We start from the raw sequence: 24,873 nt of genomic DNA, 5'->3' as shown, positions 1-24,873 counted from the left end.
TCCTATATATTATGTATACTATATTCTATATTATTTAACTAATATTTTCAATAAAAAATGGGAATTTATTCCCATTATTCTACTCTTTCTCCTATTTTAAAACCAAATTCATAATCGATTATAAGTTTTGTGCCATCTTCTTTGTAATAAATTGAAGGTCCAAATAATTTACCATCTCTATATGAAATATCTTTATATATAGTACCATTTTTATCATAGTATTTATGTCTACCGTCTTTTTTGTTTCTTCTGAAGTTTCTTTCTGATATAAGGTTACCATCTTCATCATAGTCAAACCAAGTTGATTTTTCAGGTAAGGCTCCTGTATGTTCTCTATAATATTCAATTAACATTATTTTACCATCTTCATGGAAAAATACTTGTTCTCCTACATGATGATTAGCTATAAAATGTTCTATTGATAACAAAATAGGATTTTCAAAGTTAGGATTATCATTAAATATCCATTTATTTTTTTCAAACATACCATTTTTTAAAGTGAAAATAGATGTTTCATCATTTGCATAAAGTATATAGTTTCCATTTCTTTTTGAAGCTTTATTCTCATCAATTGCAAGTTGAATGTATTCATTAGGATTATCAATATCATCTTCAGAAACTAATACGCCATTTTCATAATTTAATGATTTAATAAGTTTTCCTATACCTGAATTATCAAAAACTATTTTTTTTCCATCTAAAAGCCCATTTTTATAATTTTCTATACCTATAATTTCAGTTAGATAATCAACAGATTTTAATATTTTGTATTCTCCATTTAAAATGGGAGTATTGTCCAAACCTAAATAAACTCTCATAAAGAACCTCCATAAATATTTACTATAATATATTATAGCTTGAAAATCTCAAAAAGGAAGATATGGTTATAATATTTTTACTATGCAACTTGATATAAAATGTGGTAAAATATATATAAAAGCACAATACTAGGAGAATTTATGAACAGAAAAATTGTAGTACATAAATATGGTGGCAGTTCAGTTGCAACAACAGAGAAAATAATGAATATTGCCAAACACTTAATTGAAGTAAAGAAATCTGGAAAAGATTTAGTAGTTGTAGTATCAGCTATGGGTAAAACTACAGATAATTTAATAAAATTAGCTAATGAAATTTCTAAAAATCCAGATAAAAGAGAACTTGATAGACTTATGTCTACAGGAGAACAACAAACTATTGCCTTGCTTTCTATGGCATTAATAGAACTTGGTCAAAAAGCTATATCTTTAACTGGAGAACAAGCAGGAATAAAAACGTTAGGTCTACATACTAAAAATACTATTGAAAGTATTAATAATGAAATAATTTTAAAAAATTTAAATGAGGGAAAGATAGTAATTATTGCAGGGTTTCAAGGTATTAATGAAAACGGAGATATTACCACTTTAGGTAGAGGTGGGTCAGATACATCAGCAGTAGCACTTGCATGTTCTCTTAATGCTGAATGTAAAATATATACAGATGTTGAGGGAGTTTATACTATAGATCCAAGGGTTTATGAAAATTCAAAAAAAATACAGTATATATCATATGAAGAAATGATGGAACTTGCATATCTTGGAGCAGGTGTAATGGAACCAAGAGCAGTAGAACTTGGTTTTAAATATGGTATTAGTATATATGTAGGAAAAACACTTGGAATGGAAAATGGAACAATAATTACATTTAAGGAGAAAATAATGGAAAAGAAAGAAATTAGAGGAATTTCTATTAATAAGAATATAGTTATGGTTACTATAGATGGAATACCAACTTATGCTAGAAATCTTTATCCTATTTTTAAAAAGGCTTCTGAATATGGTGTTATAATTGACATGATAAGTCAAAATGATGTAATAGCAGAAAAAGGAAGTATTGCATTTACATCACCTAGAAATGATGAAGAAATACTTAAAAAAATGTTTGATGATTTAGACCATAATTATAACATACTTATAAATAGTAATGTTGTAAAAGTATCTCTTGTTGGTATAGGACTTGCAACTTCAATAAATACTATTTCTAAAATTTTTGAAGTTTTATCAGAAAATAATATAAGTTTTCATCAAATTTCTACATCAGAAATAACTATTTCTATAGTAGTTGATGAAAATATAGCTGAAAATGTAGCAAGATTACTTGCAGAAAAATTTGAATTATAGGAGTAATATGAAAAGATATATATTTATTTTTCTTTTAATTTGTTCTTGTTCCTCAATTTCAGATAAGGTAACTATAGATAAAAATGATTATAACCCTATAACTAAAGAAGTCGAACATAATTATCTTTATTCAGAACTTGAAAAAACAGATTTTTATTATGATAGAGAATTTTTTAAACTACTTAATAGTATGCAGTATGAATTTGATGATGTTGTAGTAACAGATTTTGCTGAAACATTACCTAGTTTAATTATTAAAAGACTATATATTTCAGATGAAAAAATACTTGAAATGTATAAACTTAAAAATATAAATCCTTTAGTATACAATTATCTATCATTATTTGAAATTAAAAGAGAAGATTACAATAATGCTTATAACAATGCTTGGATATCTAAAAGTGCAGAACCAACTTATTTAGCAGATGAAATATTTATGTATATATATTTTATTACAAATGAAAAAGAAAAAGTTGAAGAAGTTTTAGTAGATATGGAAGATAAATTTAAAGATTATCCTTTAAATAAGTATAATAGAATTTTCTATAATAATTTACATAATTTTGATGCTCTTAAAGAAGAAGACTTTAGAAATGCTAGAATTGAAGTTAGAAAAATAAATGAAAAGTTTTATCCAGAACTTCAAGGGTATAGAATTAATTATTTAATGATGTTAGATTTACTACAAGCAAATTACTATTTTATTAAGAAAGATTTAGAAAATTTAACTAAGATTAGAGATGAAATAAATAAAACTAGCATAAAAGATTCGTTAGATTTAAGAAAAATAAATGAATTTATTGATGAAAGAATTGAATATTTAATGAATATATAAGAGGGTGAAATATGAGAAAATATTTTATGATATTTTGTTTTTTAATTTTTTCTTTTAATATTTTTTCACAAGAGATTTATAAAAATAAAATGAGAGATTTGATAAGAGAATTAAGAGAAAATACAAGTAAAGATAAAATTATTATAACTCAAAATGGAAATTCAATATATTTTAATAATGGTAATATTGATGAAGAGTTTTTTCAAGTAACAAATGGAACAACACAAGAATCACTTTTTTATGGAGATGAATTAAAATTTAATAAGCAAACATCATTAAAATTAAAAAATGAATTACTAGATATGATAATTCCAATAAGACGGTCTGGTAAAGTAGTATTAACTATTAATTATGGGATAGGAGAAAATACAAAAAAGAATTTAGAAAATGAAAGTAAAAAATTTAATTTTGTGAATGAATTATTACCTTCATTTGAAGCAAAGGAAATATATAAACCTGTTAAAGAATTTAACCAAAATGATATTAATTCTTTAAGTGATGCTAAAAATTTTTTATGTTTATTAAATCCAGAAAATTTTAAGAATTTAGAAGAATATATGAAAGCTTTAAAAAATACAGATTTTGATATTTTGTTAATAGAACCATCTATAAATGGAAAGTTTTTTTCAAAAAATCAGATTGAAAATTTAAAGAAAAAGAGTTCAGGAAATAGAAGATTAGTAATAGCATATTTTAGTATAGGAGAGGCAGAAGATTATCGTTATTACTGGGAAAAAAGTTGGAATGATAAATATCCTGATTGGATAGTAGAAGAAAATAAGGATTGGTCAGGAAACTATATAGTAAAATATTGGAATAATGAATGGAAAAAAATTATTAAAAACTATCAAAAAAAATTAGATGAAATAGGTGTAGACGGATATTTATTAGATACAGTTGACACTTTTTATTATTTTGAGGAAAGAGGTTTAAAATGAAGTATACAAAAAGCTATGTAGCATTAGTAACACCTTTTGATAAAGATTTAAAATTAGATGTTGAAAAAATTAGGGAACTTGTTAGATTTCATATAGATAATATGACAAAAGGTATTGTTGTTTGTGGAACGACTGGAGAAACTGCAACTATGAGTGAAGAAGAATATATTTTAGCTATAAAAACAGTTATAGATGAGGCAAAGGGTAAAATACAAGTAATTGCTGGTGCTGGTTCAAATTCAACTGAAAAGGCAATATATTTAACTAAGATATGTAAAAATTTAGGAGTTGACGCAGTACTTTCTGTAACTCCATATTACAATAAACCAACACAAAGAGAAATAATTAATCATTATAAAAAGATAGCTGAAGTTGGTGTAGATGTAATACTTTATAATGTGCCATCAAGAACAGGTGTTAATATGGAAGTAGAAACAACTGTTGAGTTATCTAAAGTAAAAAATATAGTTGGAATAAAAGAAGCTACAGGTAATATGGATCAAATGATAGAAATAATAAATAGGGTTGATAAGGATTTTGCTGTGATATCAGGAGAAGATAATTTTATGTTACCTATGCAAGCTATTGGTTCATGTGGAGTAATTTCTGTTACTGCAAATGCTTTTCCAAAACAAGTAGCAATGCAATTTGAATTAGAGGGGGAAGAAAGATTTAAATTACATCAATTTATGTATGATATACATAAATCAATGTTTATAGCTGGAAATCCTGTAACTATTAAATCTGCTATGAATATATTAGGATTACTTGAAAATGATGGAGTTAGAGAACCTTTATTATCTGCAACTGATGAAACTAAAAATAGACTAAGAGAGTTATTTATTCAAAAAGGACTGATATAGGTATGGAATTTGAAAAATACAGTGGACTTGGTAATGACTTTATAATTACAGAAGAAGATTTAAGTTCTAATGATGTTATTAAATACTGTGAAAGAAGAAAGTCTATAGGTGCTGATGGTGTAATTATTCTTAAAAAGAAAAATGAAAAATTTTATATGCACTTCTATAACGCAGACGGTTCTTTAGCGTCAATGTGTGGTAATGGAATTAGATGTTATACCCATTATTTATATAATCATAATTTAATATCAAAAGATGATGAAATTTTAATAGATACATTATCAGGTATTAAGAAAATAAGGATAATTAAAGCAGAAAAAGATGATTTTTGTGTTTCTGTAGATATGGGTAGTGCAATTAATACAACTGAAATTAGAACTATAAAAGCCATTGATAGAACATTTGAATATATTTATACTTTTACTGGTACTGATCATGTAGTTATATTTATTGATAAAGAAGAATTAAATGAGGACTTTGTTATTAAATATGGTAAAAGTATAGAAGAGAATAAGGAAGTATTTCCTAAGGGTACTAATGTAAATTTTGTTTATGTTAAAAACAGTGAAGAAGTAAATATTATGACTTTTGAAAGAGGTGCTGGTCTAACTTTAGCTTGTGGAACAGGTGCAAGTGCAGTAGCATTAATTTCAAATATGTTAAGTAAGACAAATAATAAGGTTAAGACATACCTTTTAGGTGGAACTTTAGAAATTGAAATAAAAAATGATACAATATTTATGAATGGACCAAGTGAAATGATATACAAAGGAAGTGTTAAATAATGAAAAATATAGCAATAGTTGGTGCAACTGGATTAGTTGGTAGAACAATTTTAAAAGTTATTGAAGAAAAAAATATACCTTTTAATAAACTATATTTATATGCTTCAAGTAGAAGTGCAGGTAAAAAAATTGAATTTAAGGGTACTCAATATGAAATTATTGAACTTAAAGAAGAAAATATTAAAGATGATATAGATTTTGCCCTATTTTCTGCTGGTGGCTCAACTTCTTTAGAATTTGCCCCTAAATTTGCAGAAAAAGGAGCAAAGGTAATAGATAATTCAAGTGCTTGGCGTATGGATGATGAAGTACCTTTAATAGTACCTGAAGCTAATATTTCAGATGCAGATAAGATGTTGAAAGGTATAATCGCAAATCCAAATTGCTCTACTATACAAGTTATACCTGTTTTAAAAGTACTTGAAGATAATTTTGGAATTAAGAGAGTAATATATTCAACATATCAATCTGTATCAGGTGCTGGAATAAAAGGATTAGATGATTTAGAAAAAAACTTAAAAGGGGAAAGTTCAACTAATTTTCCTACACAAATAGCATTTAATCTTATACCTCATATAGATACTTTTCTTGAAAATGGATATACTAAAGAAGAAATGAAAATGGTAAATGAAACTAGAAAAATATTAAATAGACCAGATTTAAAAGTGAGTGCAACATGTGTAAGAGTTCCTGTTAGATATTCACATTCAGTTTCTATTAATGTAGAATTAAACTCTAAATTTGAGATTGAGAAAGTTAAAGAACTATTATCTAGTGCAAATGGAGTAGTATTAGTAGATGATGTTAAAAATAATATTTATCCAACACCATTAATGACAGAGGGTAAAGATGAAGTTTTTGTAGGTAGAATAAGAAGAGATGAAACTGTTGATAATGGATTAAATTTATGGGTTGTTGCAGATAATATTAGAAAAGGTGCAGCAACAAATGCAGTACAAATTTTAGAGTTATTATTATAAATAATTTACATACAGTTAAAAGTAGTGTATAATATTAAGGAAAATTTTAAGGAGGAAAATTATGAAAGCAGCAATGGAATTAAGACAAGGTAATGTATATGTTAAAGATAATACACCTTATTTAATTTTAAAAGCAGATAGACATCAATCAACTTCTGGTAAGAAGGCAAGAGCAGCTGAAATGAAATTTAAAATTAAAGATTTAATTAGTGGAAAAGTGCAAGAAATAACAGTTTTATCAACTGATATGATGAATGATATTATTTTAGATAGAGCACAAATGCAATATTTATATCAAATGGATGGAGAATATTTCTTCATGAATCAAGAAACATTTGAGCAAATGATATTAACAGAAGATGATTTAGGAGATGCAGTAGACTTTTTAGTAGATGAAATGGTTATACAAGTTTTATTATATGAAGATAGAGCAGTAGGAGTTGAATTACCTAATACAGTAGTTAGAGAAATAACATATACTGAACCTGGATTAAAAGGAGATACTATAGGTAGAGCAACTAAACCTGCAACTATAGAAACTGGATATCAGCTACAAGTACCTCTATTTTGTAATATAGGAGATAAAATTAGAATAGATACTCGTACTGGTGAGTATATGGAAAGAGCAAACTAATAAGACTAGGTGTATTCTAGTCTTTTTTATTTGAATAAAATTGTAAAATGATGTATAATTAAAGGTGTAAATTATAAGGAAAGAGGGGATATTTTGAGAAGTATTTTCAAACTATTTTTTTTAATCTTATTTTCTATAAATATTTGGGCTGAGCCTATATTAATTGCTAGTTTTAATGCTTTAAAACTAGGAGAAAATAAAAAAGATTGGATTTCTTTAGCAAAAATAGTTTCTAAATTTGATATTATTTCTTTACAAGAAGTAATGAATGAAAAAGGTATAAATAATTTAAAAAATGAAGTAGAAAAACTTACTAATGAAAAATGGGGATATATAATTTCTGATATTCCAGTTGGTACTAAAGATTATAAGGAATATTATGGAGTGTTGTTTAAAAGAAAGAAAGTAGATAGCATAAAATCTTTAGGGACTTATCAAAATGGTAAATCAGATGATTTTATTAGAGAACCATTTGGAGTGTTAATAAAATCAAATAATTTTGATTTTGTACTAGTGTCAGTACATTCTATTTTTGGGAAAAATAAGATAGAAAGAGAAATTGAAGCTAGTAGATATCATAAAGTATATAAATATTTTATGAATAAGTCTAAAGAAGAAGATGTAATTTTATTAGGAGATTTTAATTTACCTGCAAATTCCAAGGCATTTAGATATTTTAAGGATATATATAAAGTTAAAGAAGTAATTAATCCAAATAAGAATAAGACAACAATGTCAAGCAAGGGACTTGCTAATTCATATGATAATGCTTTCTTTAATAGAAATAATTTAAGAGAATATACAGGTAGATATGGAGTTTATGATTATACAAAAAATAATTATGAACAAATTAGGAAATATATTTCAGATCATCTAATAATATTCATGGAATTTGAGAATAAGGGAGATTTAGATGTTAAAGATTAAAGATATGAATATCTATAAAAAGATACTTATAGTTGGGATACCAGTGGCTTTAGAGAACCTAGTGTATAACTTTGTTAATTTTGTAGATAATTTTATGGTAGGAAAAACAGATCCAGTTTTAGGATTGGGAACTAATGCAGTTTCAGGTCTAGGTATTTCTAACCAAATATTTTTTGTTTATATTATTTCACTATTTGGGCTATTTAGTGGAGCAGCAGTATTATCAGCACAATATTTTGGAAATAAAGATTATTTTAAAATGAATAAAATTTTAGGGTTTTTATTAATAATTTCACTAGTTTTATCAATACCTTTTATCGTAATAGGTTTAACGGATCCAGAAATATTACTGAGATTTTATAGTAAAGATACATTGATTTTAGCACAAGCAAAAGACTATTTTAAATATGTAAGTTTTACTTTCCCTCTTGCAGGACTAGGTTTTGTCTTTTCTATGCAGCTTAGGGTAATTAGTAAATCAAAATACTCTTTTTATAGTTCTATAGTAGGACTTGTATTTAATATAGTAGGGAATTTAATGTTAATACCTGTATTAGGTGTTAAAGGAGCGGCTATTTCAACTGTTATAGCTAGATTGGTATCTTTAATATATATGATATACATAGTAAAGAAAAACAAATTCCCTATACTTTACAATTTTAAAGAGGCACTTTTTTTTGATTTCTCTTTAGTTAAAGATATTATTAAGATATCATTACCAACATTTATTCATGAATTTATATGGGTAATGGGAATTACTTATAGGACATCAATATATAGTAATATTGGAGCAGTAGAGTTTTCTTCTGTTGTTATGGCAGGGACTATATCTTCAATGTTAATTAGTATGTTTAGTGGAGTATCTAATGCTTCATCGGTGCTTATTGGTAATGAATTAGGAGCTAATAATTTAGAACAAGCTAAAAAGGTTGCTAGATTATGTTTTAAATTAATGTTAATCTTAGCCATACTATCTGGAATTTTAGTAAATATTATCTCGCCTATAGTATTAAGCTTTATGAAAGCAGAAACTAGTTTAATTAGTGCAACAAGACTTGTAGTATTTAGTGAAAGTTTAATATTACCATTTAAGGGATTAAGTCTTCTTATTATCGTAGGTATATTAAGAGCAGGTGGAGATATATATTATGCAATGATGTTAGATTTAGTTGGAATGTGGGTGTTTTCAGTACCTCTTACTATATTAGGTAAGAGCTTAAATCTTCCTATTAATATAATATATTTTTTAGGAGGAAGTTCAGATATTATAGTTTTACTTCCAGCAATATTTAGATATAATCAGAAAAAATGGGTTAAAAGAATAATAAGAGATTAGAGGAGCTGATATATGAATTGGAAAAATTTATTATCAATAAATACTAGACGTGCAAGAAGTAGAATAAAATCAAGTGATATAAGAAATGATTTTGAAAAAGATTATCATAGAGTAATATCATCGCCATCTTTTAGAAGACTTCAAGATAAAACACAAGCTTTTCCTTTAGAAGAAAATGATTTTGTTAGAACTAGATTAACTCATTCACTTGAAGTTTCATCTTTTGCTAAGTCAATAGCACAATCTATAGGTAAAAGAATAATAGAAGAGAAAATAGATCCTGATTTTGGATATGAAGAATTAAATTCTATTTCTACTATTTTATCATCAGCAGCTTTAATACATGATATAGGAAACCCACCGTTTGGGCATTTTGGAGAAGACACTATTAGAATGTGGTTTTCTAGTTTTATTGATAAAACTGATGTTAAAGATTTTAATGGTGAAGTTAAAAAATTAAGAGATTTATTAACACCTCAAATGATAGCTGATTTTGAAAATTTTGAGGGGAATGCACAAGCTATAAGGGTAGTATCTAAATTACATTTTTTAGTTGATGAAAATGGTATGAATTTAACTTATGCTTTGCTTAATACATTAATTAAATACCCTGTTTCATCGCAAGATATAGATAAAGAAAGTGGAAATATTAAGGATAAGAAAATGGGATACTTTCTTGCAGAAGAAGATGTGTTTTTAGATGTTGTAAAATCAACAGGTACATATGATGAAAAAGAAAATAAAATATATAGACATCCTTTAACTTTTCTTTTAGAAGCAGCAGATGATATAGCATATATTACAGCAGATGTTGAAGATGGATTAAAGAAAAAATATTTAAATTACTATAATTTAGAAAATGCTTTAAGAAGTTATGGTTTTGAAGCTGGAGATATATTTTATGATAGACTTATTAAGTATAAGGAAGAGGCAAAGAAAAAAGGTTATGAAAGTGTACATAACTATGCTGCAAGTAGATGGATTATTTCTATACAAGGGTTAATTATTAAAGATGTTGTTAATAATTTTATAAATAACTATAATGATATAATGAATGGAACTTTTACTAAGGAATTACTCGCAGATGGTAGATCATCAAAAATAGTTAAAATGTTAAAACATACATCAAGAAAATATATATTTGAATCTAAAAAGAATAATCAAATGGAACTTACTGCAAATATTATGATACAGTTTTTATTAGATAAATTTGTTAATTCTATAATATATTATGATACTAAGTTTGAAAAAGATAATTCTGTACATAAAAAATATAGAATTATATTAAGTGATAATCAAAAATATACTTATCATGTGTATGCAAATGATTTTGAGAATAAGCAACGTGCTAAACTTGAAGCTAAAATAGAGGAAGAAAAACTTGAGGGTAACAAAAAAGAAAGACTTGAACAAGAATATGAAAATAAGATATATAATTATAAGCTATATTTAAGATTATTACTTGTTACAGACTATATTTCTGGTATGACTGATTCATATATTAAGACGACTTATCAAGAATTAATGGGGATAAAATAATGGATAAAGAATTAATTTTTAATCAACTGATAAATATAGGGTTTACAGAAATAGAAGCAGAAATTTATTTGCATTTAATTAAATATTCAGGAGAAAATCCTACTCAAATTTCAAAAAAAATAGATATTTCCAGAAGTTCAGCATATAAAATGATGGAATTTATGGAAAAAAAGGGAATAATTAAATTATTGCCATCAAATGATGATTCTAAAAACTATAGTGTTATAGATCCAAATGTATTTCTTAATAGGTTTGAAAAGGAAATGTTAGAAACACTTAGTAGTTTAAAAATGAGATTAGATAGCTTGTATTCTCAGTATAATATGGAGGGTATACATTTATTTGATAGATTAGATAATTTAACATATAAGATAATGGAGTTAATAAAAAATACAGAAAATATATTAATAGTAGTAGGTAATATATATGATGAAATCTTTATAAATAAAATAAAAGAATTAGAAGAAAAAAATATTTTAGTATATATTAAGGAAGAAAAAGCTACAGATGAGCTTGTATTAATTAAAGATAATGAAGAAATGGTATTAAAAGATAATAATACCATGTTATATACAAAAAATAGTTTACTAATAAATCAAATTAGTAAAAGAATTAAAATGGAAACGGAGAAATAAATATGATGTTTGTTGTTGTAATAATTACATTAATGATTCTAAGTCTAATAATATTTTTACATGAATTAGGACATTTTTATACTGCAAAAAAATTCAATATGCCTGTATCTGAATTTTCTATAGGTATGGGGCCTTTAGTTTATAGTAAAGAAAAAAATGGGACACAATATAGTTTAAGAGCTATACCTATAGGTGGATATGTATTAATAGAGGGTATGATTGAAGCTAGCATAGATGATAAAGAATTTAAAGACTATACTGAAGAAGAAATAAGGGAGTATAATAGTAAAGGATTCATATCTCATCCTAAATTTGAACAGATAATAGTTCTTTTAGCTGGTGTATTTATGAATTTTGTTACAGCATTAATAGCCTTTATAATATTAATGTTACTAACAGGACAACCTTTAAGTCTTGCCTTTACTATGTTTGCAAAAGTATTTTCAACAACATTTTTAGGATTAAAAATGTTACTTACAGGAGCAGTTAAAGCAAAAGAAATGGTCGGACCTGTAGGTCTTCCTTTAGTTTTTGCTGAGCAAATTAGAACACAAGGATATTTAGTATTAATACCTTTATTTGCACTTTTATCTATAAATATAGGTATACTTAATTTATTACCTATACCAGCATTAGATGGTGGTCGTACAATATTTGTTTTACTTGAATATTTTGGTATTAAATTAAATAAGAAATTAGAAGAAAAAATACATACTGTAGGAATGATATTATTATTAATACTTATGGTGTATGTAGTATTTAATGATGTTACAAAATACATATTTTAGGAGAAATAAAAGTGAATATTGTTTTATATCAACCAGAAATGCCATACAATACAGGAAATATTGGTAGAAGTTGTGTAATAACTAACACAACACTTCATTTAATAAAACCACTTGGATTTGAAATTAATGATAAACATATAAAGAGAACAGGTCTTGATTATTGGCAATATGTTGATTTGAAAATCTGGGAATCTTTTGAAGAATTTTTGGAAAATAAGGGTAAGGGTAAAATATATTTTGCCACAACTAAGACTGATAGGAAATATAGTGATGTAAAATTTGAAGAAGATGACTATATAATGTTTGGATCAGAATCACGTGGATTACCAGAAGAAATTTTAAATGAATATAAAGAACAAAATATTACAATACCAATGTTAAATATTGGTAGATCTCTTAATTTATCAAATTCAGCTGTCATAATACTTTATGAGGCATTAAGACAACAAAATTTTGAATTTAATATGGAAACTGAAAAAGTAGAATTAATTAGAAAAGATTTAACAATTAAGGGAGCTACAATTAAGTGATACATATAGTGGTTGCTATTGGTAAAAATAATGAAATAGGTAAGAATAATAAAATGTTATGGCATAATCCTGAAGATTTAAATTTTTTTAGAACACTTACTTTAAATCATAAAGTAATTATGGGTAAGAATACATATTTATCTATAGGAAAACCATTAGATTTAAGAGAAAATATAGTAATAAGTAGTAGTTTAGAAAAAAACATGAATATTAATGTAATAAGGAACATAAATGAGATATTGGAAAAATATTTAAATAGTGAGGAAATAGTATATATTATTGGTGGAGAAAGTATATATAAAGAGTTTTTAAAATATGCAGAAAAAATCTATGTTTCTAAAATTGAAGAAGAATTTCCAAGTGCAGATAAATATTTTCCTAAAATAAATTGTGATAAATTTTTTATTGAAGAATTTAAATACAATACATTCACATTATATACATACACAAGGAGGAATAATGAATAATTTCTATATCACAACACCAATTTATTATCCTAATGCTAAACCTCATATAGGGACAGCATATACAACAATAATTTGTGATGTTGTTGCAAGATATAATAAACTAAAAGGTAAAAATGTTAGATTAATAACTGGAATTGATGAGCATGGTCAAAAAATACAAGAATCTGCTGAAAAAAATAATGTAACACCTCAACAATGGGTAGATAAAATGAAAGAAGATTTTATTAATTTATGGGATATACTTAATATAGATTATTCTGAATTTGTAAGAACTACTAGTGAAAAACATAAATTTACAGTAGGAGATATAATTAGAAAAGTTTATAAAAATGGAGATATATATAGTGGTGAATATATAGGGAAGTATTCAGTAAGTGAAGAAACTTTTGTTACAGAATCACAATTAGTAGATGGTTTATACATGGGTAAACCTGTAATTGATATGAAAGAAAAATCTTTCTTTTTTAAATTATCAAAATATGAAGATAAGTTATTAAAATTCTATGAAGAACACCCAGATTTCATTAAACCATCTAATAGAAAAAATGAAGTAATTTCATTTATTAAACAAGGATTACAAGACTTATCTATTTCAAGAACTACATTTAATTGGGGAATACCTTTAGAGCTTGAAAAAGGTCATATAGTTTATGTATGGTTTGATGCACTAAACTCATATTTAACTGGTGCTGGATATAATAGTGAAAATTTTGATATATATTGGAATAATTCAGAAGTAGTCCATATGGTAGGTAAGGATATATTAAGATTTCATGCAATAATATGGCCAGCTATGCTTATGTCAGCTGGAATTAAATTGCCTGATGTATTAGCAGTACATGGTTGGTGGACAAAAGATGGTCAAAAAATGTCTAAATCTTTAGGTAATGTTGTAGATCCAATAGATGAAGTAAATAAATATGGTTTAGATCAATTTAGATATTTCTTATTAAGAGAAGCAACATTTGGACAAGATGCTGATTATTCTAACATGGCAGTTATACAAAGAATAAATTCAGATCTTGCAAACGATTTAGGAAATTTATTAAATAGAGTAATTGGAATGCAAAATAAATATTTTGATTCAGTAGTTTATGGTATAAATGAATTAAATAGTTTAGATAATGAAATAATAAATTTATGGGATGAAACTTTAAAAAATGTTGATAATTATTATACTGAGTATAATTTTTCTGAAATGTTAAAAACTATATGGAAATTTATATCAAGATTAAATAAGTATATAGATGAGTCAGAACCGTGGACATTATATAAAAATAATGATATAGATAGACTTAAAACAGTATTATATAATTTAATTGATGGGATATATAAAATAGCTGTTCTAATCTCCCCTATAATGCCAGATTCTTCTAAAAAAATATTAAATCAACTTGCTTTAGAAGAAAAAGAATTATCACTTGAGGATATTAAAAAATGGGGAATGTATCCAGAAAATAATAAATTAAATAGAGCTGAAGTTCTATTTCCAAGAATAGAACTGCCTAAATCTGAATTTGAAGAAAATTTGATAATAAATAATCCTATTAATATAGAACATTTTAATCAAGTAGATATAAGAGTGGTAGAGATAAAAAAAGTAGAAAGAGTTGTTGAAAATAACTCTCTATTAAGATTTATAGTAGATACTGGAACTGAACTTAGACAAATAGTTTCAGGTATTGCAAGATATTATAAAGATGAACAAGGTTTATTAGGTAAAAAGGTAATGGCAGTTTTAAACTTAGAACCTGTAGAAATTAGAGGAATACTTTCTCAAGGAATGTTGCTTACTACAGCAGAGAAAAAAAGAGTTTCATTGGTTGAAATAGATAATTTAGTTAAAGTTTCAACAAGTATAAAATAGGAGTATAAATGAAGAAAAATAGAATAATAAAAGAAATTTTTATTGTATTTCTTTTCGCATTGGTTGTGTTATTAGTATTTCAGTATAAGAAATTAAATTATGATAGTAAAACTTTTGACTATATTGAAGATGGAATAGTAAGTATATATAGGGAAGAAAATGATTTAACTTTAAAAAATTTTGAAAAAGCCTATAGAGGTAATGATGTAGATATTTATGAGGTTATAAATTACTTAGGAGATGAGGATGTATTAAATTCTTTTTATGAAAATAAAATAGGTAAATCATATGGTTATGCAGAATATAGAGAGGCAACTTCATTAATATTTGCAAATAAGTATGAACAGGCTATAGATAAATTAAAGGAAGCATCTAATCAAGGAAATATAGGAGCAACATCATTTTTAGCAACTTACTTATATTCTCTAAAGAGATATAGTGAAGCATATGAATATTTTGAAAAAGCATATGCTCAAAATAATTATACAATATATACAACATATATTGATATGAAAAATAATTTAGAAAAATTTAAACGTATGGAAGAACTATATGTTAAATTTAATCAAAATAAAATAGAGGATTCAGAAAGATACATTTTAGGTAAATTTCTTTTAGATAGAGATGATGTAGGTGTGGCATATAAGATACTTAAACCTTTTATAGAAAGAGAAAATGTTGATGCTTTATTTGCTAAAGCAAGTTTTTTGGAAATGGAAGGTGAAACTCAGAATGCAATAAAAATATATAGAGAACTATATATGAAACATAAATATGCAAAATCAGCAATGAAAATTGTTCAGTATTCAGATTTATCTACAAAGAATAAGAGAAAAAAAGCTATAGAAATACTTGAGCAAATTACTGAGTATAATAAAGATATTCAATTTATGAAAGCTAATTTACTTTATGAAAATGATGAATGGAAAAAAGCAAAAGAAATTTATGATAGTTTAGAATTATTAGAATATAATCCTGTATATAATAAATTAGGAGAATATTATGAAAATTCAGATGAGATAAATAAGGCATTAGAAATGTATAAAAAAAGTTTTGAAATAGGAAATTTAGATGCAATTCTTAATTATTATTCTATAGTTAAAAATTTAGAAATAACATCAGGAATAAAATCTAATATGTCTAATTATATTGACTATTTAAAAATAGCTTCTAAGCTTGGAGTTGGACCTGCAAGTTATGAAATTTCATTATTAAGCGATGATGTAGATGCTAAGAAAAAATATGCAATTATTGCTTTATCTCAAAATGAGCTTAAAGCCTTAGAACTATTAGTAGATTTAGCTAATAAAAATGGTGATAAAGAAAAAATAAGAGTATATACTAATATATTAATAAATAACAAATAAAGGAGTTTAAGATGAAAAAAATAATATTGGTTTTAATGACATTACTTACATTTTCATGTGTTTTAGCAGAAAAAAATAATGTTAAAATTATTAATGATAAAAATTACGAAAATGTAATTAAAAGTGAAAATAATATAATAGTTTATGCTGCTAGTTGGTGTCCTCATTGTCATGAAGAATTAGAAAGATTAAATAAAATACAAGATAAATTAAAGGACACAAAAATTACAGTTATAATGTATCCATTTATTCATTCAGATAATGGATTTGTTGATTATGAAAAAGAAACTTTAGATTTTATTAATGAGAAAAAATATAATTTTGAATATTACTTAGATAAGGATAAAGAGATATTACAAAAACTTAATTTAAAATCTATACCAGCAATAGGTATTATTAAAGATGGAAAAGTTATTAAAAATATAGATGAAAATGAATTTGAAATTGAGCAAATATTAGAGCTTTTTGCTAAATAAAAGGATTGAGAAAATAAAAAGAGAATTTCTGTGAATAATTTTAGAAATTCTCTTATTTTTATCTATAATTTTATTGTTTTAATAACATCTTTAAGAACTTTTTTTGTATTTTCTAATTTTTCTTTTTCATCTGCTTCAAATTCAGGACATATTTTTAAGTGTTGTCCATTTCTACCAACAATATTAGGTATAGAATAGTATACATCTTCAATTTGATTATAAGTTGAAATTGTTAAAATACAATTTTCATCTCTTAAAATAGCCTCTACTATTCTTCTTATTGCCATACCTATAGCATAATTAGTATATCCTTTTCTTGAAATTATTTCATAGGCAGCATCTCTAACCTTATGATGTATTTTTTCTTTTAATTCTTCAGCATTTTTTGCTTCTCTTGCACAAAAATCAGCGAAATTTAATGGTCCTATATTAGCTGATGACCAAACTGGAAATTCTGAATCTCCATGTTCCCCTATAATGTAAGCATGTATATTTCTTGCATCCAAGTCAAATTCTTCTGCTACATAATATCTTAGTCTTGAAGTATCAAGTACAGTACCAGTACCTATTACTTTATGAGATGGGAAACCTGATAATTTATATGCAACCCAAGTTAAAATATCAACTGGATTAGATGCTATTACTAATACGGCATTAGGTGAATAACGAGCTACTTGAGGAATAATAGTTTTAAATATTTCTACATTTTTATGTACTAAATCAAGTCTTGTTTCTCCTGGTTTTTGATTTGCACCTGCCGTTACTATAACTATGTCAGAATCTTTAGTATCTTTATAATCCCCCGAAATAATATCACAAGTTTTAATGAATGCAGCACCATGGGCTATATCTAAAACTTCTCCTTTTGCTTTTTCTTTGTTTACATCAACTAATACAACATGTGAAGCTAGTCCTGAAAGAACTATAGATAAAGTTGTAGCAGATCCAACAAATCCTGCACCAATTATTGAAACTTTTGCAGTTTTTTTCATGTTTTTCCTCCTAATTTATTTTTTCTAATATATAATTTGGGATATTGAAATTTGAATAAATATTTTGTACATCTTCATTATCTTCCAAAGCATCATAAAGATTTAGTATATTTTTAGCTATCTCAATATCCGTTATTTCTATTTCATTTTGTGGATACATTCCAATTTCAGATTCTATGGTAGTAAAATTATTTTCTTTAAGTATATTTAAAATATTTTCCATATCCTTATCTTCTGTAATAACAATTATTTCATTTTCTTTTTCTATAACATCAATAGCACCTGAAACTATGGATATCTCAAGTAGTTTATCAAAATCATTTTCTTTATTTAATGTGATTATTCCACGTCTATCAAACATGAATGATACTGAACCATCAGAGCCTAAATTACCATTATTTCTTGAAAAATTCATTCTTACTGATGATGCACTTCTATTCTTATTATCTGTAACTACATCAACTATAAATGCAGAACCACCTGCACCATAACCCTCATAACGAATTTCAATATATTCAAGACCCTCAAGTTCTCCAGTACCTTTTTTGATTGCTTTTTCTATTACATCTTTTGAAACATTTGATGCCTTTGCCTTATCTATTGCAAGTCTAAGTCTAGGGTTAAAATCAGGGTTACCTCCACCTATTCTTGAAGCAATAGTAATTTCTTTTCCAAGTCTTGTAAATAGTTTTCCACGAATTTTATCTTGTCTACCTTTTCTATGTTGTATATTTGCCCATTTACTATGTCCAGCCATTACATATCACCTTTGTTTTTTATTAAATTATATCATATTCTACAATATTTCTTCAAGTTGTATATATGTTATTAAATGTGATATACTACTAATGAAAAGAGGTGCAATATGAGGATAATAGGAATAGATCCAGGGACTGCTATAATTGGTTATTCTATATTAGATTTTAAAAATGGTAAGACTGAATTAATTGATTATGGGTGCATATATACTGATAAAGATTTACCTATGCCAGAAAGACTTGAGCAGATTTTTTTTAAATTAGAAACTTTAATTAATATGTATAAACCAGACCATATGGCTATTGAAGAATTATTCTTTTTTAAAAATCAAAAAACTATAATTTCAGTTGCTCAAGCAAGAGGAGTTATAGTAGCTAAGGCACAAATTTCAGGTATTGAAATATTTAACTATACTCCATTACAAGTTAAGACGGGTATTACAGGTTATGGTAGAGCAGAAAAAAAACAAGTCCAAGAGATGATTAAAATAATACTTAAATTAGATGAAATTCCTAAACCAGATGATGCAGCAGATGCTATTGCTATTGCTATTAATCATATTAATACTATAAGGGGAGTTGGAGCTTTACTTAATAATCCTAGAGATAGAGTTAATAAGGTTACACAAATAATTGAAAAAAATAAAATGAAGAATAAGAATGTTATTAGTATAGAAGATTACAAGAATATTTTGAAAAAGAAAAAGTGAGGGAATAATGAAACAATTATTTGAAATTAAAGAAAAAATTGATAAGTATGATAATATAATTCTTTCAGCACATGTAAATCCAGATGGAGATGCCTTTGGTGCTTTATTTGCATTTAAATTTATGATAGAGAAATATAATAAGAATAAAAAGGTTGATATAGTAATTCAATATGAGCTTCCTAAGTTTATATATAAATTTGATGAAAGTAAGTATATAAAAGATGTTATTGATGAAAATGTAGAATTAGTTATTATGCTTGATACTGCAAATATTGATAGAGCTGCTATAGATAAGGAAGTTTTTAAATTAGCTAAGGAAACTATAAATATTGACCACCATATTAGTAATAGTAAATATCTTAATATTAATTATGTAGAAAATATTTCTTCTACATGTGAATTATTATATAGATTTTTAGATGTATTTAATATAGAACTTGATGAGAGAATTGCTAAGTTTATGTATCTAGGAATAATTAATGATACTGGAAATTTTAGACATTCTAACGTAACAGAAGATACTTTTAATGTTGCATCTCAACTTATGAAATTTGGAATTGATAATAGAGAAATTACTAATATACTTTTTTCTAAAACTAGAGAAAAAGTAAGAGTATTTGGAAAAGCATTAGTGGAGTATAAATATTATGAAAATTTAAAGTTTGCTTTTTTCAATATTTCACAATATGAAATGAAAAGCATGTCTGTATCTGAAGAAGATACTGACGGCATATCAGAATTATTATTAAGTATTGAAGATGTAGAAGTTGCACTTTTTGTTAGAGAAGATAAAGAGGGAAAACTTAAAGGTAGTTTTAGGTCTAAAAATATAGATGTAAATAAAATTGCATCAAAATTTAATGGTGGTGGACATATATTAGCTGCTGGATTTAAATTTTCTGGAAAAATAGAAGAAGTACTTGAAATAGTATTAAAGGAATTGAGGGGATAAGATGAATAAAAAAATATTTTTTACATTTACATTATTTTTATTTATATCATGTTCAGGTGTTACACCTATGTCTAAACATCATATTAAGGAAATTTCAAATATTGTAAGTATAAAAATATTTGAAAAAAGTTTTGAAAAAATTAAGTATAGAGATATGAGGATATATAAAAAGGGTTATGGGAAATGGTTTGTCAGTGCATATGGAGATTATGGTATATATACACTTGAAATTGATGAAGAGGGAAATGTTTTAAAATATCAAAAAAATGATTATACAGAATAAATGTTGACAATGATTTATATTTTTGTTAAAATTTTAAAAATTACAGTGAATTCTAAGTAAGACTGTAGTTAATTAAGGAGGAAAATTATGTCAATTAGAAAGATTATTCAAGTTGATGAAAAAGTGCCAACTAAATTATTAGTGCCACTAAGTTTACAACACACTTTTGCAATGTTCGGTGCCTCAGTGCTAGTACCTATTATTTTCGGAATTGATACAGGTATAGTGCTATTGATGAATGGTATTGGTACATTGCTTTTTATTTTTCTTACTAAAGGGAAAGCACCAGCTTATCTAGGTTCAAGTTTTGCTTTCTTAGCACCAGCGAGTATTGTCATATCTGATATGGGTTATGAATATGCTTTAGGTGGATTTGTTTTTATTGGGTTTGTAGGAATTATAATTTCATTAATAATTTATAAATTTGGAACATTTTGGATTAATATTATACTCCCACCTGTTGCTATGGGATCTGTAGTATCATTAATAGGATTTGAATTAGCAAAGATAACAATAAGTGGTGGGAAAATTGGTGGAAATATAATGACAGATACATCTACATTAAATGATAAATTAGTATTTGGGATTACATTATCTGTCGCAATTTTAGGCTCAGTTTTATTTAGAAAATTTTTTGCAACTATACCGATATTAATAGCTATTGTTATTGGATACATTACTTCTGTATATTTAGGTATGGTAGACTTTTCTACGGTAATTAATGTTCCATTATTTACTATACCAAAATTTGAGTTAGCTAAATTTAATGTTACTGCGATACTAACTATGTTACCTGTAATATTTGTTATTGTTTCAGAACATATATCTCATCAAGTTGTAACAAGTAGGATTATAGAAAGAGATTTACTAAAAGACCCTGGGCTACATAAGAGTCTATTTGCTGATAATTTTTCAACTATGCTTTCAGGATTAGTAGGTGGAGTACCTACCACAACTTATGGAGAAAATATAGGTGTAATGGCTATAACAGGAGTATATAGTGTTCAAGTTATAAAAGGTGCTGGAATAATTTCAATATTTATGGCATTTATTGGACCATTTTCAGCTTTAATACAATCTATACCAGGAAATGTAATAGGAGGAGTAACTTTTCTATTATACGGTATGATAGGGTCATCTGGATTAAGATTATTAGTAGAAGAAAAAGTTAATTTTAATAAACCACAAAATTTAATATTAGCTTCAGTTATATTTATTGCTGGTTTATCAGGATTACAGATAAAAATATTTGGTATCACTTTTCAAGGAATGAATCTTTCAGCTATTATTGGAATAATTGTTAGTTTATTATTCTATATATTTGATAAGTTTAATATAATGAATGAAAAATGGAATTAATAAGAAAAGTAGCATTATGATCATATTATTTTTATTTATACTTTTTATTTACACTCAAAATAAATTGTGATATAATGCTTTTGTAATCAAACTATTTGGAGGTCAAAATTAATGAAAAAACTAGTATTATTAATTACTGTTTTTGCAACAAACTTAATGCTTGCTAGTGGTGTAGTTAATGTATACACATCAAGACATTATGATTCAGATAAATCAATTTATCTTGAATTTGAAAAAGAAACTGGAATAAAAGTAAATGTAGTACAAAATTCAGATGTTTCAGCTTTAATTAAAAGATTGGAGTTAGAAGGTAAATCAACAGATGCTGATGTATTTATAACTGTTGGTGTTGGAGATTTATATACTGCAAAAATGAAAAACTTATTACAACCAATTAAATCAAAAAAAGTGTTAAGTAATGTTCCTGCTAGCTTTAGAGATAAAGCAAATAATTGGGTAGGATTAACATATAGAGCACGTATATTTGTATATAATCCTGAAACAGTTAATGTAAAAGAACTTTCAACTTATGAAGCATTAGCAGATAAAAAATGGGATAAAAGAATTTTAACAAGAAGTTCTGGAAGTTCATATAATAAACATTTAATTGCATTTATGATAGCTAAAAATGGTGAAAAATCAGCTTCTGAATGGGCTATGAAACTTACTGAAAATTTTGCAAGAGAACCTAAAGGTAATGATAGAGATCAAGCTAAAGCAGTTCTTGCAGGTGTAGGAGATATAGCAATAATGAATAGTTACTATATGGGTAGAATGACAGTGTCTAAAGACCCTCTTGAAAGAGAAGTTGCTTCAAAATTAAAAATATTCTTCCCTAATCAAAAAGATGGTGGAACACATATTAACCTTTCAGGAGCAGGAATTACTAAATATAGTAAAAATAAAGAAAATGCTATTAAATTTATAGAATTTTTAACAGACCAATATGCACAAATGGTATATTCACATGAAAATTATGAATATCCAGTAAATCCAAAAACGATTTTAAGTCCAGTAGTTGAATCATGGGGTAAATTTAAAACTTCTAAAATTGACTTTGATAAAATAGGGCAAAATTTAGAAAAAGCTAAATTTGTTGCAGATAAAGCAAATTGGAAATAAGAAAAATCAACGTTTGGAAAATACTATCACATATATTAATAGGGCTAATTATTAGCCCTATAATCTATATTATTATAAATAGTTTTAAACCTAATAGTGAATTAACAAATCATATTTTTGAATATTTATTAAAAGAATATGTTATAAACACTGTTTTTATACTATTTCCAACAGTTTTTTTTACTTTTATTATTGGAGTAGGATTAGCTTATTTTGAAACTTTTTATGATTTTAAATTTAGAAATTTTTTTAGATATACTAATTTTTTATCTTTTGCAATACCTAGTTATCTATTTGCATACATTTATGTAGATTTTTTAACAGGACCATTGTATATTTTTTTGAAAAAAAATGGTGTGAATATGTATTTAGATATTGCAAATATAAAAGGGGCAATAGCAATACTTTCTATTTCTTTTTATCCATATGTATATATTACATCAAGGGCATATATGAAAAGAATTTCTATGGATTTAATATATTCATCTAAACTACTGGGACAAAGTACTTTTCAAACTTTATATAAAATAATATTACCTGTATCAAGACCAGCAATAATAACTGGATTAATGTTAGTGATTATGGAAACTTTAAATGCTTTTGGTGTTCCATTCTTTTTTGGTATTAGAGTTTTTAGTACAGGTATATATGATAGTTGGATTAATAATTATGATTTAGACGGAGCTAATAAATTATCGTTAATATTAATAACTATTGTGTTATCTTTTTTATTTATTGAAAAATTAGGTAGAAGAAAAATAAAGTATCATACAGAGAAGAATACTAAGATAAAAAGAGAGAAATTAAAAGGAATAAAACACGTTTTAGTAGTGTCATTTTTCTTTATAGTTTTTTTCTTTACTTTATTATTCCCAATAATGTATATTTTTAGATGGATATATCTTTCTATTGGTTATGTTTATATTAAAGATGTTTTAATAAATACTAGAAATACTTTATTTATCCTATTTTACACTGCAATATTTGTATTAATAGTTGCTCTGTTTTTAACTAATGTTAATAGATTAAATAAAAGAAAATGGATAATAAATAAACTTAGTTCAGTGGGATATTCTATACCTGGGTCAGTAATTGCAATAGGTTTTTTATATATATTTATAGGGATAGATTTAATATTAATAAATAGGGGTATAACTGAAAGTATGACTCTTATTAAAAGTCCATTAATATTGATATTTGCATATACAACAAGATTTTTATCTCTGGCTTATACACCTATAGAATCAAGTATTGAAAAAAATGGTAATAGTTTACATGAAAGCTCAAGACTATTAGGTATGAGTAAATTAAAAACATTTTTTAAAGTTGATATATTTATGCAGAAAACTGCAATAATATCAGCAACATTGTTATTAGCTATAGAAATAATAAAGGAGATGCCACTTGCAGCACTTCTATTAACCAATACAACATTATCTATACAAATTAAAAATTATGCTAGTGATGAAGAATTGGTGTTAATAGGTGTTCCTGCACTAATATTAATAAGTATTACCTTAGTATTAATAGGTATATATAACTATTTTGACATGAAAGGGGAAAATTAA

General features: G+C 25.6%; 26 protein-coding genes. 23 read left to right on the top strand and 3 right to left on the bottom strand.

Translation table 11 applies throughout. The features are described from left to right. Positions 1–74: 74 nt before the first annotated feature. On the bottom strand, positions 75–818 hold the full coding sequence (locus BT993_RS00730; protein ID WP_072592765.1) for a toxin-antitoxin system YwqK family antitoxin: 744 nt from the start codon (positions 816–818) through the stop codon (positions 75–77). Positions 819–959: 141 nt separating this feature from the next. On the opposite strand from BT993_RS00730, the gene BT993_RS00725 reads away from it, so the two are divergent. The 17 genes from BT993_RS00725 to BT993_RS00645 all read left to right on the top strand — a co-directional run bounded on the left by BT993_RS00725 (position 960) and on the right by BT993_RS00645 (position 17,129). Further along, positions 960–2,162, top strand: coding sequence for an aspartate kinase (locus BT993_RS00725; RefSeq protein WP_072592764.1), 1,203 nt, complete (start codon positions 960–962; stop codon positions 2,160–2,162). 7 nt (positions 2,163–2,169) lie between these two features. Then, positions 2,170–2,997: a hypothetical protein gene (locus tag BT993_RS00720; protein WP_072592763.1), complete on the top strand. Its 828-nt coding sequence runs from the start codon at positions 2,170–2,172 to the stop codon at positions 2,995–2,997. An 11-nt stretch (positions 2,998–3,008) separates the two neighbouring features. After that, positions 3,009–3,935, top strand: coding sequence for an endo alpha-1,4 polygalactosaminidase (locus tag BT993_RS00715; protein WP_072592762.1), 927 nt, complete (start codon positions 3,009–3,011; stop codon positions 3,933–3,935). Then, positions 3,932–4,798: a 4-hydroxy-tetrahydrodipicolinate synthase gene (dapA, locus tag BT993_RS00710; RefSeq protein WP_072592761.1), complete on the top strand. Its 867-nt coding sequence runs from the start codon at positions 3,932–3,934 to the stop codon at positions 4,796–4,798. The genes BT993_RS00715 and dapA overlap by 4 nt, the downstream gene beginning before the upstream one ends. A gap of 2 nt (positions 4,799–4,800) precedes the next feature. After that, entirely contained in the window at positions 4,801–5,583 is a 783-nt protein-coding gene (gene dapF, locus BT993_RS00705; protein WP_072592760.1) for a diaminopimelate epimerase, read from the top strand. Next, positions 5,583–6,563 carry an aspartate-semialdehyde dehydrogenase gene (locus BT993_RS00700; RefSeq protein WP_072592759.1) on the top strand — a complete coding sequence of 327 codons (981 nt, stop codon included), beginning with the start codon at positions 5,583–5,585 and terminating at the stop codon, positions 6,561–6,563. The genes dapF and BT993_RS00700 overlap by 1 nt, the downstream gene beginning before the upstream one ends. 61 nt (positions 6,564–6,624) lie before the next feature. Further along, positions 6,625–7,197, top strand: coding sequence for an elongation factor P (gene efp / locus BT993_RS00695; RefSeq protein WP_072592758.1), 573 nt, complete (start codon positions 6,625–6,627; stop codon positions 7,195–7,197). Positions 7,198–7,290: 93 nt separating this feature from the next. Beyond that, positions 7,291–8,124, top strand: coding sequence for an endonuclease/exonuclease/phosphatase family protein (locus tag BT993_RS00690; protein WP_083557338.1), 834 nt, complete (start codon positions 7,291–7,293; stop codon positions 8,122–8,124). Further along, entirely contained in the window at positions 8,111–9,460 is a 1,350-nt protein-coding gene (locus BT993_RS00685) for an MATE family efflux transporter (protein WP_072592756.1), read from the top strand. Before BT993_RS00690 ends, BT993_RS00685 begins: the two co-directional genes overlap by 14 nt. Before the next feature lie 12 nt (positions 9,461–9,472). Next, the gene (locus tag BT993_RS00680) at positions 9,473–10,999 is read left to right on the top strand and encodes a deoxyguanosinetriphosphate triphosphohydrolase (protein WP_072592755.1); all 1,527 of its coding nucleotides are present in this window, start codon (positions 9,473–9,475) and stop codon (positions 10,997–10,999) included. Then, positions 10,999–11,634 carry a TrmB family transcriptional regulator gene (locus BT993_RS00675; protein WP_072592754.1) on the top strand — a complete coding sequence of 212 codons (636 nt, stop codon included), beginning with the start codon at positions 10,999–11,001 and terminating at the stop codon, positions 11,632–11,634. The genes BT993_RS00680 and BT993_RS00675 overlap by 1 nt, the downstream gene beginning before the upstream one ends. Before the next feature lie 2 nt (positions 11,635–11,636). Further along, positions 11,637–12,422, top strand: a complete 786-nt coding sequence (locus BT993_RS00670; protein WP_072592753.1) for a site-2 protease family protein — start codon at positions 11,637–11,639, stop codon at positions 12,420–12,422. 11 nt (positions 12,423–12,433) lie between these two features. Further along, positions 12,434–12,952, top strand: coding sequence for a tRNA (uridine(34)/cytosine(34)/5-carboxymethylaminomethyluridine(34)-2'-O)-methyltransferase TrmL (trmL, locus tag BT993_RS00665; protein ID WP_072592752.1), 519 nt, complete (start codon positions 12,434–12,436; stop codon positions 12,950–12,952). After that, positions 12,949–13,419 (top strand): dihydrofolate reductase, encoded by a 471-nt coding sequence (locus BT993_RS00660; RefSeq protein ID WP_072592751.1) that lies wholly within the window; start codon positions 12,949–12,951, stop codon positions 13,417–13,419. The genes trmL and BT993_RS00660 overlap by 4 nt, the downstream gene beginning before the upstream one ends. Continuing rightward, on the top strand, positions 13,409–15,286 hold the full coding sequence (metG, locus tag BT993_RS00655; RefSeq protein ID WP_143604216.1) for a methionine--tRNA ligase: 1,878 nt from the start codon (positions 13,409–13,411) through the stop codon (positions 15,284–15,286). Before BT993_RS00660 ends, metG begins: the two co-directional genes overlap by 11 nt. Before the next feature lie 8 nt (positions 15,287–15,294). Continuing rightward, positions 15,295–16,653: a tetratricopeptide repeat protein gene (locus BT993_RS00650; protein ID WP_072592749.1), complete on the top strand. Its 1,359-nt coding sequence runs from the start codon at positions 15,295–15,297 to the stop codon at positions 16,651–16,653. A gap of 11 nt (positions 16,654–16,664) precedes the next feature. Further along, positions 16,665–17,129, top strand: a complete 465-nt coding sequence (locus BT993_RS00645) for a TlpA family protein disulfide reductase (protein WP_072592748.1) — start codon at positions 16,665–16,667, stop codon at positions 17,127–17,129. Positions 17,130–17,191: 62 nt separating this feature from the next. Here the strand turns inward: BT993_RS00645 and BT993_RS00640 are convergent, their stop codons facing one another. After that, positions 17,192–18,121 carry an L-lactate dehydrogenase gene (locus BT993_RS00640; RefSeq protein WP_072592747.1) on the bottom strand — a complete coding sequence of 310 codons (930 nt, stop codon included), beginning with the start codon at positions 18,119–18,121 and terminating at the stop codon, positions 17,192–17,194. Positions 18,122–18,131: 10 nt separating this feature from the next. Next, a complete protein-coding gene (locus tag BT993_RS00635) occupies positions 18,132–18,878 on the bottom strand; it encodes a YebC/PmpR family DNA-binding transcriptional regulator (RefSeq protein ID WP_072592746.1) in 747 nt (248 codons plus the stop codon). A 108-nt stretch (positions 18,879–18,986) separates the two neighbouring features. Here BT993_RS00635 and ruvC point away from each other — a divergent pair, with 108 nt between their 5' ends. From ruvC to BT993_RS00605, 6 genes are all read left to right on the top strand, one after another. Beyond that, positions 18,987–19,589, top strand: a complete 603-nt coding sequence (gene ruvC, locus BT993_RS00630) for a crossover junction endodeoxyribonuclease RuvC (protein WP_072592745.1) — start codon at positions 18,987–18,989, stop codon at positions 19,587–19,589. A 7-nt stretch (positions 19,590–19,596) separates the two neighbouring features. Beyond that, positions 19,597–20,541 carry a DHH family phosphoesterase gene (locus BT993_RS00625; RefSeq protein ID WP_072592744.1) on the top strand — a complete coding sequence of 315 codons (945 nt, stop codon included), beginning with the start codon at positions 19,597–19,599 and terminating at the stop codon, positions 20,539–20,541. 1 nt (position 20,542) lies between these two features. Further along, on the top strand, positions 20,543–20,824 hold the full coding sequence (locus BT993_RS00620; protein ID WP_072592743.1) for a hypothetical protein: 282 nt from the start codon (positions 20,543–20,545) through the stop codon (positions 20,822–20,824). Between the two features lie 87 nt (positions 20,825–20,911). After that, the gene (gene uraA, locus BT993_RS00615) at positions 20,912–22,183 is read left to right on the top strand and encodes a uracil permease (protein WP_072592742.1); all 1,272 of its coding nucleotides are present in this window, start codon (positions 20,912–20,914) and stop codon (positions 22,181–22,183) included. A gap of 111 nt (positions 22,184–22,294) precedes the next feature. After that, the gene (locus tag BT993_RS00610) at positions 22,295–23,305 is read left to right on the top strand and encodes a Fe(3+) ABC transporter substrate-binding protein (RefSeq protein ID WP_072592741.1); all 1,011 of its coding nucleotides are present in this window, start codon (positions 22,295–22,297) and stop codon (positions 23,303–23,305) included. Beyond that, the gene (locus BT993_RS00605; protein WP_083557337.1) at positions 23,296–24,873 is read left to right on the top strand and encodes an ABC transporter permease; all 1,578 of its coding nucleotides are present in this window, start codon (positions 23,296–23,298) and stop codon (positions 24,871–24,873) included. The genes BT993_RS00610 and BT993_RS00605 overlap by 10 nt, the downstream gene beginning before the upstream one ends.

The sequence above is a fragment of the Streptobacillus ratti genome (genome assembly GCF_001891165.1).
Classification (GTDB): domain Bacteria; phylum Fusobacteriota; class Fusobacteriia; order Fusobacteriales; family Leptotrichiaceae; genus Streptobacillus; species Streptobacillus ratti.
This window is presented reverse-complemented; position numbering and strand designations above follow the sequence as displayed.

Bases quoted from the DNA above. Each gene is read 5' to 3' on its own strand.
- BT993_RS00730 (WP_072592765.1), bottom strand. From the start codon at position 818: ATGAGAGTTTATTTAGGTTTGGACAATACTCCCATTTTAAATGGAGAA.
- BT993_RS00725 (WP_072592764.1), top strand. From the start codon at position 960: ATGAACAGAAAAATTGTAGTACATAAATATGGTGGCAGTTCAGTTGCA.
- BT993_RS00720 (WP_072592763.1), top strand. From the start codon at position 2,170: ATGAAAAGATATATATTTATTTTTCTTTTAATTTGTTCTTGTTCCTCA.
- BT993_RS00715 (WP_072592762.1), top strand. From the start codon at position 3,009: ATGAGAAAATATTTTATGATATTTTGTTTTTTAATTTTTTCTTTTAAT.
- dapA (WP_072592761.1), top strand. From the start codon at position 3,932: ATGAAGTATACAAAAAGCTATGTAGCATTAGTAACACCTTTTGATAAA.
- dapF (WP_072592760.1), top strand. From the start codon at position 4,801: ATGGAATTTGAAAAATACAGTGGACTTGGTAATGACTTTATAATTACA.
- BT993_RS00700 (WP_072592759.1), top strand. From the start codon at position 5,583: ATGAAAAATATAGCAATAGTTGGTGCAACTGGATTAGTTGGTAGAACA.
- efp (WP_072592758.1), top strand. From the start codon at position 6,625: ATGAAAGCAGCAATGGAATTAAGACAAGGTAATGTATATGTTAAAGAT.
- BT993_RS00685 (WP_072592756.1), top strand. From the start codon at position 8,111: ATGTTAAAGATTAAAGATATGAATATCTATAAAAAGATACTTATAGTT.
- BT993_RS00680 (WP_072592755.1), top strand. From the start codon at position 9,473: ATGAATTGGAAAAATTTATTATCAATAAATACTAGACGTGCAAGAAGT.
- BT993_RS00675 (WP_072592754.1), top strand. From the start codon at position 10,999: ATGGATAAAGAATTAATTTTTAATCAACTGATAAATATAGGGTTTACA.
- BT993_RS00670 (WP_072592753.1), top strand. From the start codon at position 11,637: ATGATGTTTGTTGTTGTAATAATTACATTAATGATTCTAAGTCTAATA.
- BT993_RS00650 (WP_072592749.1), top strand. From the start codon at position 15,295: ATGAAGAAAAATAGAATAATAAAAGAAATTTTTATTGTATTTCTTTTC.
- BT993_RS00645 (WP_072592748.1), top strand. From the start codon at position 16,665: ATGAAAAAAATAATATTGGTTTTAATGACATTACTTACATTTTCATGT.
- BT993_RS00640 (WP_072592747.1), bottom strand. From the start codon at position 18,121: ATGAAAAAAACTGCAAAAGTTTCAATAATTGGTGCAGGATTTGTTGGA.
- BT993_RS00635 (WP_072592746.1), bottom strand. From the start codon at position 18,878: ATGGCTGGACATAGTAAATGGGCAAATATACAACATAGAAAAGGTAGA.
- ruvC (WP_072592745.1), top strand. From the start codon at position 18,987: ATGAGGATAATAGGAATAGATCCAGGGACTGCTATAATTGGTTATTCT.
- BT993_RS00625 (WP_072592744.1), top strand. From the start codon at position 19,597: ATGAAACAATTATTTGAAATTAAAGAAAAAATTGATAAGTATGATAAT.
- BT993_RS00620 (WP_072592743.1), top strand. From the start codon at position 20,543: ATGAATAAAAAAATATTTTTTACATTTACATTATTTTTATTTATATCA.
- uraA (WP_072592742.1), top strand. From the start codon at position 20,912: ATGTCAATTAGAAAGATTATTCAAGTTGATGAAAAAGTGCCAACTAAA.
- BT993_RS00610 (WP_072592741.1), top strand. From the start codon at position 22,295: ATGAAAAAACTAGTATTATTAATTACTGTTTTTGCAACAAACTTAATG.